This is a genomic window from Phreatobacter sp. GW821-FHT04C01, from assembly GCF_059420385.1.
The window spans coordinates 255,446-267,250 of the sequence record NZ_JBWKTP010000001.1 but is presented as its reverse complement, the minus strand read 5'-3'; the positions used below and the strand labels follow the sequence as shown (position 1 = coordinate 267,250).

10 protein-coding genes and 1 tRNA gene are annotated in these 11,805 nt (G+C 69.0%); 8 read left to right on the top strand and 3 right to left on the bottom strand.

Going from position 1 to position 11,805, the window contains the following annotated elements; translation table 11 throughout:
- The first annotated feature begins 49 nt into the window (after positions 1-49).
- The 5 genes from hemC (at position 50) to AC07WJ_RS01295 (ending at position 5,127) form a co-directional block, all read left to right on the top strand.
- Positions 50-979, top strand: a complete 930-nt coding sequence (gene hemC / locus AC07WJ_RS01315) for a hydroxymethylbilane synthase (protein ID WP_494933806.1) — start codon at positions 50-52, stop codon at positions 977-979.
- Positions 976-1,701: a uroporphyrinogen-III synthase gene (locus AC07WJ_RS01310; RefSeq protein WP_494932722.1), complete on the top strand. Its 726-nt coding sequence runs from the start codon at positions 976-978 to the stop codon at positions 1,699-1,701. The genes hemC and AC07WJ_RS01310 overlap by 4 nt, the downstream gene beginning before the upstream one ends.
- A gap of 68 nt (positions 1,702-1,769) precedes the next feature.
- On the top strand, positions 1,770-3,287 hold the full coding sequence (locus tag AC07WJ_RS01305) for a COG4223 family protein (RefSeq protein WP_494932721.1): 1,518 nt from the start codon (positions 1,770-1,772) through the stop codon (positions 3,285-3,287).
- A gap of 10 nt (positions 3,288-3,297) precedes the next feature.
- Complete coding sequence (locus tag AC07WJ_RS01300) at positions 3,298-4,968, top strand: heme biosynthesis HemY N-terminal domain-containing protein (RefSeq protein ID WP_494932720.1); 1,671 nt, start codon at positions 3,298-3,300, stop codon at positions 4,966-4,968.
- Positions 4,969-5,050: 82 nt separating this feature from the next.
- Positions 5,051-5,127: transfer RNA gene (locus AC07WJ_RS01295), tRNA-Arg, on the top strand.
- A gap of 85 nt (positions 5,128-5,212) precedes the next feature.
- On the opposite strand, the gene AC07WJ_RS01290 is transcribed toward AC07WJ_RS01295, so the two are convergent.
- Together AC07WJ_RS01290 and AC07WJ_RS01285 are read right to left on the bottom strand one after the other, a co-directional pair.
- Positions 5,213-5,434 (bottom strand): hypothetical protein, encoded by a 222-nt coding sequence (locus tag AC07WJ_RS01290; RefSeq protein ID WP_494932719.1) that lies wholly within the window; start codon positions 5,432-5,434, stop codon positions 5,213-5,215.
- 146 nt (positions 5,435-5,580) lie between these two features.
- Positions 5,581-6,243, bottom strand: a complete 663-nt coding sequence (locus tag AC07WJ_RS01285; protein ID WP_494932718.1) for a YggS family pyridoxal phosphate-dependent enzyme — start codon at positions 6,241-6,243, stop codon at positions 5,581-5,583.
- Between the two features lie 118 nt (positions 6,244-6,361).
- On the opposite strand from AC07WJ_RS01285, the gene leuS reads away from it, so the two are divergent.
- The 3 genes from leuS to holA are packed head-to-tail and all read left to right on the top strand — an operon-like array spanning position 6,362 to position 10,551.
- The gene (gene leuS, locus AC07WJ_RS01280) at positions 6,362-8,986 is read left to right on the top strand and encodes a leucine--tRNA ligase (RefSeq protein WP_494932717.1); all 2,625 of its coding nucleotides are present in this window, start codon (positions 6,362-6,364) and stop codon (positions 8,984-8,986) included.
- Positions 8,973-9,515 carry a hypothetical protein gene (locus tag AC07WJ_RS01275; protein WP_494932716.1) on the top strand — a complete coding sequence of 181 codons (543 nt, stop codon included), beginning with the start codon at positions 8,973-8,975 and terminating at the stop codon, positions 9,513-9,515. Before leuS ends, AC07WJ_RS01275 begins: the two co-directional genes overlap by 14 nt.
- Before the next feature lie 4 nt (positions 9,516-9,519).
- The gene (holA, locus tag AC07WJ_RS01270; protein WP_494932715.1) at positions 9,520-10,551 is read left to right on the top strand and encodes a DNA polymerase III subunit delta; all 1,032 of its coding nucleotides are present in this window, start codon (positions 9,520-9,522) and stop codon (positions 10,549-10,551) included.
- A 320-nt stretch (positions 10,552-10,871) separates the two neighbouring features.
- Here holA and AC07WJ_RS01265 read toward each other — a convergent pair whose 3' ends face one another.
- Positions 10,872-11,747 (bottom strand): ParB/RepB/Spo0J family partition protein, encoded by an 876-nt coding sequence (locus AC07WJ_RS01265; RefSeq protein ID WP_494933805.1) that lies wholly within the window; start codon positions 11,745-11,747, stop codon positions 10,872-10,874.
- Positions 11,748-11,805: the final 58 nt, after the last annotated feature.

Sequence of the window (11,805 nt, the reverse complement as noted above, 5' to 3'; positions counted from 1 at the left end):
CGGTCGCTATGATCCGCTCCCGGCCCACGGCCTAACATCGGACCTCGATATGGTGCAATCGCCCTTCCTTCGCATCGGCACGCGCGGCTCGGCCCTCGCGCTCGCCCAGGCCCACGAAGTCCGGACGCTGCTGGCGCGCGCCCATGGCGTCGCCGAGACGGAGATCGACGTCGAGATCATCAAGACCAGCGGCGACATGATCCAGGACCGGCCGCTGTCGGAGGCCGGCGGCAAAGGCTTGTTCACCAAGGAGATCGAAGAGGCCCTGGCATCGGGCGCCATTGATCTTGCCGTGCATTCCTCCAAGGACATGCCGACGCAATTGCCCGCCGGCCTCGGGCTGACCGCCTTCCTGGCGCGCGAGGACGTCCGCGACGCCTTTATCGGCCATGCCGTGGCGAAGCTGGTCGATTTGCCGCAGGGCGCGGTCATCGGCTCGGCATCGTTGCGCCGTCAGGCCCAGATCCGGCGGGAGCGGCCCGACCTTTCGGCCGTGCTGTTCCGCGGCAATGTACCGACCCGGCTCGACAAGGTCCGCCGCGGCGAGGTCGCCGGCACGCTCCTGGCCTTGGCCGGGCTGAAGCGCCTGGGCCTTGCCGCGGCGGCAACCGAGATCATCGACGCCGACCGGTTCCTGCCGGCGGTCGGCCAGGGCGCCATCGGCATCGAGACGCGGCTCGACGACACCCGGACCCGTGACCTGATCGCGCCGCTCAACGACGCCGCGACCGAAATCGCACTGCGCTGCGAGCGCGCTTTCCTCGCCGTCCTCGACGGTTCCTGCCGGACACCGATCGCCGGTCTTGCGGTGGTGCGCGCCGGCGCCTTGCATTTCGACGGCGAGATCCTGCGTCCGGATGGCGGCGAGAGCTTCCGCACCCACCGGCACGGCACGACCGCCGAGGCGGAAACGCTCGGCCGCGACGCGGGCGCCGAACTGAAGGCGCGCGCGCCGGCCGGATTCTTCGCGAGCCCATGATGCGTGTCCTGGTGACGCGGCCGGCGCCGGACGCCGCGCGCACGGCCGAAGAGCTGGCGCGGCGCGGTCACCATCCCGTCGTCGCCCCCCTGCTCCTGGTCGAGGCGCTCGGCATGCAAGCCGCGGCCGGCGAAATCCCGCCCGGCGGGATCGCGGCACTGGCCGTGACCAGTCCGCGCACCGCCGCCCTGATCGGGCCGGAGCATCGCGCGGCCTGGGCCGGGCTGCCGGTCTTTTCGGTCGGCGATCGGACGGCCGCCGCCATGCGCGACGCTGGTTTCCACGACGTCCGCTCGGCGGCGGGCGACGTCCGGGCGCTCGGCCGGCTGATCGTCGCGGCCGGTCTTGCCCCCGGCGCCTCGATCCTGAGTCTCGGCGGCGAGGAGCGCGCCGGCGACCTCGCCGGCCTCGTCTCCGGGGCCGGCCTTCATGTCGTCGAGCACGCGCTCTATCGCATGATCCCGGCACCGGCCCTCCCCGCCATCCTGGTCGAAGCCTTGGACGCCGCAGGTCCGGGCGCGGCGCTGCACTATTCGCCGCGCTCGGCCGCAACCTTCGTGCGGCTCGTCGCCACGGCCGGCTTGCAGGCCAAGGCGGGCGGCCTGGTGCATCTTTGCCTGTCGGAAGCCGTGGCAGGGCCGCTCCGCCGGTCCGGATATGCCGATATCCGGGTCGCCGCACGACCGGATGAAGCCGCGCTGCTCGACCTCCTCCGGCACTGATTCGGTTGCGGGTGCTGGGCCCTGGGGATAGACCTTCATCTCATGCGGTGGACACGGAGACGCGACGCATGGCCAATGACGAGCGCCCGGATAACGACGCCAAGCTGAAGCGCCGCGGCAGGGCGCCGGTGATCACCTTGGAGGCGACCGAGGTCACGCCGCCCGGGACAGCATCGGCTGATGTGGCTGAAACCGCGGCGAATGCTGCGCCGGTCGAGACCACCGAGGCTGCCGCGGTGCCTGAACCGGTCACCGAAGCCGTTGTCGACGCGCCCGCTGCGGCTCGAACCGAAACACCGGCCGGGCCGACGGCAATGCCGGCCGAAGCCCGTGTCGGCCAGCATGCCGAGCCCCCCTCGGAGCCGGCGCCGGAGCCAAGTCCCGAAGCCTCGCCGAAGGCCATTCCCGAGCCGCCGCCCGTCGCCTCTCGACCGGAACCCGTTCCGCCGCAAGCCCAGTCCGGCTTCGGGCGATTGGCCGCCGCCGGCCTGATCGGCGCGCTTGTCACCGGCGGCCTCGGTTATGCCGGATCGCTCGCCGGCCTGTTGCCCGGTGCCGATCGCGCGGCCGTCGCCAGCCTGGAACGTCGCGTCGCCGATCTCGACCGGGCCGTCCGCGAGACCTCCGCGCGGATTCAGCCGGCGCCGGACCTGGCGCCGCTGGCCCGTCGCGTCGAGGCCGTCGACACCGCCCGCGCCGCCCTGGAAACCCGCCTCGCCGCGGTCGAGGGCCGCCCGGCCGATTCGGCGGCCGGCGCCGCGGCGGCAGGCACATCCATCGACCTGGCGCCGCTGACCCGGGATGTCGAGGCGCTGAAAGCAGCGCTCGCCACCGTCGTCACGGCCCAGAGCCGGGGCGAGCCCGGACCCGCCGCCGCGGCACCGACGGTCGATCTGGCCGCGGTCGACAGCCGCATCCAGTCCCTGCTCGCCCCGCAAACGGGGCGGATCGGCGATGTCGAGACGCGGGTGCAAAACCTCGGCGCCGAGGTCAAGACAGCCGTCGAGGCGACCCAGACCCTGGCGACGCGTATCACCGCGCTCGACAGCGCCCGCGCCCAGGCCAATGGCGCCGGACAACGGGCGGCCCTGCTGGTCGGCATTGAAATGCTCCGCTCGGCGGTCGATCGCGGCACGCCATACGCCACCGAGTTGCGCGCCCTGAAGGCGCTCGGCGCCAATGCGGCCGGGCTCCAGCCGCTGGAGGCCAGCTCCGAGCGCGGCCTCACACCGACGGCGCTGCTCGCCCGGCGGTTCACCGACATGGCCGCCACCCTGGTCAAGGCCGCGCCTCGGCCGACCGACGGCAGCCTGTTCGACCGGCTGGCCGCCAATGCCCAGTCGCTGATTCGCATTCGGCCGGTCGGCGAAGCGGCCGGTGACGACACGCCGATCGTCGTCGGCCGTATCGAGGCAAAACTCAACCGTGGCGATCTTTCCGGCGCGCTCGCCGATTTCGACCGGCTTCCGGAGGCCGCCAAGGTGGTCGCGAAGGATTGGGAACGGGATGCGCGTGCCCGCCTGGCCAGTGAAGCTGCGCTGAAGCGGATGGCGGACGAAGCCATCGGCGCACTCGCGACGCGTTGAGGAGAAGATCATGGTCGGCGTCATCCTCTTCCTGCTGCTGCTCGCAGCGCTCGCCACCGGCGGCGCCTGGATCGCCGACCAGCCCGGCACGGTCACCGTGGTCTGGCTCGGGCGTCAGATCGAATTCGAGGTCCTGACCGGCCTGATCGCCGTGCTGGTTGCCGCCGCCGCGGTCATGGCCTTGATCGCGCTGGCCAAATGGCTGATCGCCAGCCCGCGCATCGCGGCCCGGGTGATGCAGCGGCGCAAGATCGAAAAGGGTCAGGAGGCGATCACCCGCGGCATCGTCGCGATCGGCGCCGGTGACCGCCGCGCCGCCGAGAAACATGCCTATGACGCCGACCGCCTTGTTCCCAACGCACCGCTGACATTGCTGTTGAAGGCCCAGGCCGCCCAGCTCGCTGGCGATCGCCCGGGGGCCGAAAAGGCCTTCCGCGCCATGCTCGAACGGCCCGACACCAAGGTGCTGGGCCTGCGCGGCCTCTATGTCGAGGCCCAGCGCCGCAGCGACGCCGTGGCGGCGCGCGCCATTGCCGAGGAAGCGGTCAAGGCCTCGCCCTCGGCGACCTGGGCGGCGCAAGCCGTGCTCGAGCAGCAAGGCAGCGCCGGCGACTGGGACGGCGCGCTGACCAGCATCGAACGGCAATATGCCGCGCGCGTCATCGACAAGGACACCGCCAGGCGCCAGCGGGCGGTGCTGTTGACCGCCAAGGCGGCGGCGCTCGAGGAGCGCGATCCGGCCGCTGCCAAGGCCCTGGCCGTCGAGGCGGTCGGACTAGCGCCCGACCTGGTGCCGGCGGCCGCCATTGTCGGCCGCCTCGCCGCCGCCGATGGCGATATCAAGAAGGCCTCGCGGGTGATCGAGGCGGCCTGGAAGATCTCGCCGCATCCGGACCTCGCCGAAGCCTATGCCCACGCCCGGCATGGCGATTCGCGCGGCGACCAGCTGAAGCGGGTCGAGACGCTGGCGCGGCTGACCCCGTCGCATCCGGAGGCGCTTCTCGCCGTCGGCCGCGCCGCGATCGACGCCAGCGATTTTGCCGCCGCCCACCGGGCCCTGGACGAACTGGCGGCCGGCGCGCCGACCCAGCGCCTGTGTCTGCTGATGGCCGAGCTGAGCGCCAAGGAAAGCAATGACCAGGGCCGGGCCCGCGAATGGATGGCGCGGGCGCTGCGCGCACCGCGCGACCCCGCCTGGACCGCGGACGGCCAAGCGAGCGATGTCTGGCTGCCGGCGTCCCCGGTGACCGGCAAGCTTGATGCCTTTCAATGGAAGGTGCCGGTGGCCGAACTTGGCGGCCCCATGCTGCATGTCGACGACGTGCTCGCCGATGCCTCCGAACCCGTGGTTCCGGCCGCACCGATCGTCGAGCTCGTCGAGCTCGTCGCGGTCGAAGCCAAATCGCAGCCGGAGCCCGGACCGGAGGCCGAAACCAGGCCGGAGCCCGCCGTGCAACCCGAACCCGAGCTACCGCAGCCCATCACGCTGCCGGCGGCAGCCGATACCGCGCCGCGGGTCGAGACGCCCCCGGCGCCTCTGGCCGAAACCGCTCCCGAAAACGGCACGAAGCCGCGGGCCGTCCGTGGCGAAACGGTGTTCCCGATCGCCCGGGCCCCCGATGATCCGGGACCGGACGGCACGGCCGAGCCGAAGAAGCGCATGTCGTTTTTCGGCGGCTGAGGCCGGGCCCGAACTTAATCGCATAGGGCTTGGCGGCGATGACTTGCCGGGCCGGACCCGGCTGTGAGATAGAGAACGCGTCGGTCCCGTAGCTCAGCAGGATAGAGCAGCGGTTTCCTAAACCGGAGGTCAGGGGTTCGAATCCCTTCGGGATCGCCATTTTCTTTTTAATATCAATGACTTAAAGAATTGTCCGCCGGCCGGCCGATGCGGCCCGCCGGCGAATGTCGGGGGACGGGCGCCGTCAGGCCGCGTCGGCGTGATGGTCGGCATGCGCCTTGGCGGCTTCTTCGTGATGGTCTTCGGCGTGGGTGTGATGCGCATGGGCGAGGTGAGCGTGATGCGCCGCCTTTTCGTGCTCGCCGTCCTTGTGGGCCTCGGCGGCATGGCGATGATGCTTCGCTGCTTCCTCGTGGTGCTTGGCAGCGTTTTCGTGATGCTCGGCGGCTTTGTGGGCGTGTTCCATGACAAATCCCCGTCATTGCGCGGGTTTGCGCGAGACGAAGGATCGGCCCGGCCCGCGACAGCCATGCGAAGGATCGGCATCGGTTTGATGACCGGATTTGTGGTCTTGCCGCGCCACCGGCAGCCCGCGCCGGCACTCGCTGGCCGTCAGCGCGCCCCGAAAATGGCGCTGCCCACCCGCACATGGGTGGCCCCCATGGCGATGGCTGCCGGATAGTCGGCGCTCATGCCCATCGAGACGACGCCGAGCTGGTTGCGCCGGGCGATCGTGACGAGCAGCGCGAAATGCGGCGCCGGCGGGTCGTCGGCCGGCGGTATGGCCATCAGCCCAGCGATCGCCAGGCCGTGCACGTCGCGGCATTCGGCCAGGAAGGCATCGACCGCTTCGGGCAAAATCCCGCCCTTCTGCGGCTCGGCACCGGTATTGACCTGGACCAGCAGCTTCGGCCGGCGCCCTTGCTTCGCCATCTCCTTGGCCAGTTCCTTGGCGAGCGATGTCCGGTCGAGGCTCTCGATCACATCGAACAATTGGACCGCGTCCTTGGCCTTGTTGGACTGCAGCGGCCCGATCATATGCAGCTCGGCATCGGGATAGCGGGCGCGCAGATCGGGCCATTTGTCCTTGGCTTCCTGGACATAATTCTCGCCGAAGACACGCTGGCCGGCCGCCAGCACCGGTTCGATCGCTTCGGCCGGAAAGGTTTTCGAGACGGCGACCAGGGTTACCGCGTCCGCCGGCCGCTTGGCCGCGGTCGCCGCCGCGGCGATGGCGGCATTCACATGGGCGAGGCGATCGACGATGTCAGACATGGAGGCACTCCGCAGGTTGGCCTTGCGCTAACCTGTAAATGGTTGACCGGTCCAGACCTTTCGTGTGTTGTCCGGCCTCGCTTATTCGCTCACTTTTTCGACTGCCGAACCGCCAATCATGTCCATTGAACGCTACAATGCCCGTGTCGCCGAGCCGAAATGGCGCGGCATCTGGGACCAGAACAAGATCTTCGAAACGAAGAACGCGGATCCGCGGCCGAAATATTACGTGCTCGAGATGTTCCCCTATCCGTCCGGGCGCATCCACATGGGCCATGTGCGCAACTACACCATGGGCGACGTGGTGGCCCGCTACAAGCGCGCCAAGGGCTTCAACGTGCTGCATCCGATGGGCTGGGACGCCTTCGGCCTGCCGGCCGAGAACGCCGCCATGGCCTCCAAGGTCCACCCGAAGGAATGGACCTACAAGAATATCGAGACCATGAAGGCCCAGCTGAAGAACATGGGCCTGTCACTCGACTGGTCGCGCGAGCTGGCGACCTGCGACCCCAGCTACTACCGCCACCAGCAGAAATTGTTCAACGATTTCATGCGCGCCGGCCTGGTCGAGCGCCGATCGGCGCGGGTCAACTGGGATCCGGTCGACCAGACCGTGCTGGCCAACGAGCAGGTCATCGACGGCCGCGGCTGGCGTTCGGGCGAGCTGGTCGAGCAGCGTGAGCTGACCCAGTGGTTCCTCAAGATCACCGCCTATAACCAGGACCTGCTCGACGCCCTGGACGGGCTCGAGCGCTGGCCGGACAAGGTCCGGCTGATGCAGAAGAACTGGATCGGCCGCTCCGAGGGCCTGATGGTGCGCTGGGCCCTGAAGGCCGGCACCGCGCCGGCCGGCGAGACCGAGCTCGAGATCTACACCACCCGCCCGGACACGCTGTTCGGCGCGAGCTTCATGGCGATCGCCCCCGATCATCCGCTGGCCAAGGCGGCAGCGGCGGCCAATCCGAAGCTCGCCGCCTTCAGCGACGAATGCCGCCGCATGGGCACGTCGGTCGCGGCGCTGGAGACCGCCGAGAAACTGGGTTTCGATACCGGCATCAAGGCCGTGCATCCCTTCGACCCCGATTGGGAAGTGCCGGTCTATGTCGCCAATTTCGTCCTGATGGACTATGGCACCGGCGCCATTTTCGGCTGCCCCTCCGGCGACCAGCGCGATCTCGACTTCGCCCGCAAATACCAGCTGCCGGTCGTGACCGTGGTCCGTCCGGCCGAGGCGGCGGATGATTTCGAGGTGGGCGACACCTCGTTCGACGGCGACGGCGTGATGATCAATTCGCGCTTTCTGAACGGCCTGCCGAGCGCCGCCGCCTTCCAGGAGGTCGCCTCGCGGCTGGAGAGCGCCGCGCTCGGCAACAAGCCGGTCGCCGCGCGCAAGGTGAATTTCCGCCTGCGCGACTGGCTGATCTCGCGTCAACGCTACTGGGGCTGTCCGATCCCGGTGGTTCACTGCGACGCCTGCGGGCCGGTCGCCGTGCCTGACGCGGATCTGCCGGTGCGGCTGCCCGACGACGCCGATTTCTCCAAGCCCGGCAATCCGCTGGACCGGCACCCGACCTGGAAACATGTCGCCTGCCCGCGCTGCGGCCAGCCGGCGCGACGCGAAACCGACACCATGGACACCTTTGTCGACAGTTCCTGGTATTTCGCCCGCTTCACCGATCCCTGGCGCACCGATACGCCGACCGATCCCGCCGTGGTCAATGACTGGCTGCCGGTCGACCAATATATCGGCGGCATCGAGCATGCGATCCTGCATCTGCTCTACAGCCGCTTCTTCACCCGCGCGATGAAGGCCACCGGCCATGCCGGACTGGACGAGCCGTTCCGCGGCCTGTTCACCCAGGGCATGGTGGTGCACGAGACCTATCGCGGCCTCGACGGCGCCTATGTCACGCCGGCCGAGGTCACGATCTCGGGCGAGGGCGACCAGCGCCGCGCGGTGCTGACCGGCACCAACAATCCGGTCGAGATCGGCTCGATCGAGAAGATGTCGAAGTCGAAGAAGAACGTCGTCGACCCCGACGACATCATCGACACCTATGGTGCCGATACCGCACGCTGGTTCATGCTGTCGGACTCGCCGCCCGAGCGCGACGTGATCTGGACCGAAGCCGGCGTCGAAGGCGCCAGCCGTTTCGTCCAGCGCGTCTGGCGCCTGGTCGGCGACATCACCGACAAGACCAGCCAGCCCGCCGCCGACGGCATGATCGGCGAGGCGGCGACCGCCGTGCGCCGTGCTGCCCATACCGCGCTGGCGGCGGTCGAGACCGATGTCGAGCGTCTCGCCTTCAACCGCTGCGTTGCCCATATCTACACGCTCGCCAACGCGCTCGGCCGCGCCCTGGACGGCGTCAGGAGCGGCGAGCAGCCGCCGGCCGATCTTGCGGCGGCGTTGCGCGAGGCCGGCGATATCCTGGTGCAGCTCGTCGCGCCGATGATGCCGCATCTGGCGGAGGAATGCTGGACCGCCCTCGGCCATCAGGGCCTGGTCGCGGAAAAATCATGGCCCGCCATCGACCGCGCCGTTCTGGTCGTCGACACCGTCACATTGCCGGTGCAGGTCAATGGCAAGAAGCGGGCGGACTTGACGATCGCGCGCGACGCGGCCCAGAAAGACATTGAGGCCGCCGTGCTCGCGCTCGAGCAGGTCAGCAAGGCGCTGGAGGGCCGGCCGGTGAAAAAGATCATCGTTGTGCCGCAGAGGATCGTGAATGTCGTCGGCTAACATCTCGCGGCGCGCGATCATTCGCGCCCTTGCAGTCACCGCCGGCGCCGGTGCGCTTGCCGGCTGCTTCACCCCGCTTTACGGCGACCCCACCGTCGTGCCCGGAGCGCGTGGCGCGCAGGCCTACCTGCAGAACCTGGAAGTCCCGGAGATCCCGGGGCGCTCGGGTGTCGTCCTGCGCAACGAGCTGATCTATCTGACCCAGGGCGGCGGCGGCCGGGCGCAGGCGCCCACCCATGTGCTCCGCATCGCGCTCTCCACCGACAGCGTGCCGCTGCTGCTCAACACCGCGGCCGGCCGCCCCTCGGCGCAGTCGATCTCGCTGATCGGCAATTATACGATCACACCGGTCGGCAGCCAGCAGGTGCTGCACCGCGGCCAGGCGGTTGCCACCGCCTCCTTCGACCGCACCGCCCAGCGGCTTGCCTCCGACCGTGCCGTCATCGAAGCACAGGAGCGCGCCGCCAAATTGCTTGCCGAGACGATCGTCACGCAGGTGGCGGGATGGTTCGTCACCCAGCCCCGGTGACGCCGTGACCGTATTGAAGGGCGGCGAGATCGACCGGTTCCTGAAGAACCCGGAATCCCGCCGCGCCATCGCCCTGGTTTATGGGCCGGATTCGGGGCTGGTTTCCGAGCGGGCGCGCGCCATCGCCAAAACCACCGTCGCCGATCTCGACGATCCCTTCGCCGTCATCCGGCTGGACGGCGACGTCCTGGCCGGCGACCCCGTCAGGCTCGCCGACGAGGCCAATACCATGGCCCTGTTCGGCGCCAAGCGGCTGATCTGGGTGCGCGCCGGCGAAAAGCCGATCGCCGCCGCCCTGACCCCGCTGCTCGCCGACCCGCCGACCGGCGCCTTCGTGCTGATCGAGGCCGGCGACCTGAAGAAAAACGCCGCCCTGCGCGTCGAGGCCGAACGCTCCGGCCACGCCGCCGTCATTCCCTGCTATTCCGACGGCGAGGCCGATCTGAAGCGGCTGATCGCCGAGGAAACCGCCGCCGCCGGCCTGACCATGGAACCGCCGGCCATAGCCGCGCTCTTGTCGTTTCTGGGCGGCGACCGGGCGGCTTCGCGCGCCGAAATCCAGAAAATCTGTCTTTATGCCCACGGCCAGGGCCGCATTACCCTCGCCGATATCGAAGCGCTCGCCGGCGACAGCCTTGCCCTGGGGGTCGACGAGATCGTCGATGCCGCGGCTTCGGGCGACCCCGCCGCGCTCGACCGGCTGCTGTTGCGCGCCTCGGCCTCAGGCGTCGCCGTCCCGCAAATCATGATCGCCATGGGCCGACACCTGTCATCCCTGCACAAGGCACGGGTCGCGATCGAAAAGGGCACCGCCATCAGCGCCGCCACCGATCGCTTCGAGCCGCCGGTCTTCTTTCGGCGTCGGCCCGTGGTCGAGCGTCAGCTCGGTCTGTGGACCAGCGCCCGCCTCGAACGCATGATGACGCGCGTCGCCGAGGCCACCTTCGAAACCCGCGTCAAGGCGGTGCTCGCGGAGGCCATCGTCAACCGGACGCTGATGGCCATCGCCATGACCGCCCGCGCCGGCCGGAACTGAACCGGCCCAAGCAAAAGAGCCTCCCGATCCGCCGATCGAAAGGCGCCTCAGCCGCGCATTCTGGCCGATTTTTCGGGCGGCTCGGGGCAAACCCGCAAGCGTCGCGGCTGGTTGATTGCCGCGTAACCAATTCGTGGATGGCCGGGACAAGCCCGGGCAGGACGAGGGTGTCTCCCTCGATACGGGATCGCGCCGGCGCGGTTGCGCAGCGCGCCGCAAGGTCCACACGTCGTCTTGGCCGGGCTTGTCCCGGCCATCCACGAATTCAATCCGTTCACTCCCCAATCCGCCAACACAGCGCGGACCGGGCTCACCTCGCCCTACCGCTGCAGGCGCCGGCAGATATCGTCGAGCTGTTCCAGCGACTTGTAGCGGATCTTCAATTCGCCGCCTGAACCGCGATGATCGACCGTGACGATCATGCCCAGGGCATCCGACAATGCCTTTTCGAGCGCCTTGGTGTCGGTGTCCTTTTCGACCCGTTCGCGCTGTTTCGGCGCCCGGCCCGATCGCTCGGCCTGTTCCTGCGCCAGGGCTTCGACCTGGCGGACGTTCAAGCCCTGCTCGACGATGTCGGCCGCCACCCGCTCGGGGTCGTCATGCGCCAGCAAGGCGCGCGCGTGGCCGGCGGTGAGCTGGCCGTCACGCAGATAGTTCTGCACCCGGTCCGACAGCTTCAACAGCCTGAGCGTATTGGCCACATGGCTGCGGCTCTTGCCGATCACCTTGGCCATATCGGTCTGGCTATAACCGAACTGCTCGATCAATTCGTTGTAGCCGAGCGCCTCTTCGAGCGGATTGAGATCGGCGCGCTGGACGTTCTCGATGATCGCCAGTTCGAGCGCTTCGCGGTCGCCGACCTCGACCAAGTGGATCGGCACTTCGTGGAGACCCGCCAATTGCGACGCACGCCAGCGGCGCTCGCCGGCGACGATCTCGAAGGCATCCACGGTACCGGCCACCGATCGGACGACGATCGGCTGGATGATTCCGCGCTCGCGGATCGAATCCGCCAATTCCTGCAGCTCTTCATCCTTGAACATCCGGCGCGGATTGCGCGGATTGGCCCGGATGAATTCGATCGGGACCTTGCGGGTCGCCCTGACGCGGTCGATGGCGGCGGTTTCCTCGCCAACATCGCCGATCAGGGCCGCCAGGCCCCGGCCCAGACGCGATCTCGCCGCCTCTTCCGCCATGGTCTTACTCTCCTTCAACTCGGCTTCGAAACGAAGCGCCACATATGAATCGATGCGG

Bases quoted from the DNA above. Each gene is read 5' to 3' on its own strand.
- AC07WJ_RS01275 (WP_494932716.1), top strand. From the start codon at position 8,973: ATGTCGTCGGCTAACATCTCGCGGCGCGCGATCATTCGCGCCCTTGCA.
- AC07WJ_RS01265 (WP_494933805.1), bottom strand. From the start codon at position 11,747: ATGGCGGAAGAGGCGGCGAGATCGCGTCTGGGCCGGGGCCTGGCGGCC.
- AC07WJ_RS01290 (WP_494932719.1), bottom strand. From the start codon at position 5,434: ATGGAACACGCCCACAAAGCCGCCGAGCATCACGAAAACGCTGCCAAG.
- leuS (WP_494932717.1), top strand. From the start codon at position 6,362: ATGTCCATTGAACGCTACAATGCCCGTGTCGCCGAGCCGAAATGGCGC.
- AC07WJ_RS01310 (WP_494932722.1), top strand. From the start codon at position 976: ATGATGCGTGTCCTGGTGACGCGGCCGGCGCCGGACGCCGCGCGCACG.
- AC07WJ_RS01285 (WP_494932718.1), bottom strand. From the start codon at position 6,243: ATGTCTGACATCGTCGATCGCCTCGCCCATGTGAATGCCGCCATCGCC.
- AC07WJ_RS01305 (WP_494932721.1), top strand. From the start codon at position 1,770: ATGGCCAATGACGAGCGCCCGGATAACGACGCCAAGCTGAAGCGCCGC.
- hemC (WP_494933806.1), top strand. From the start codon at position 50: ATGGTGCAATCGCCCTTCCTTCGCATCGGCACGCGCGGCTCGGCCCTC.
- AC07WJ_RS01300 (WP_494932720.1), top strand. From the start codon at position 3,298: ATGGTCGGCGTCATCCTCTTCCTGCTGCTGCTCGCAGCGCTCGCCACC.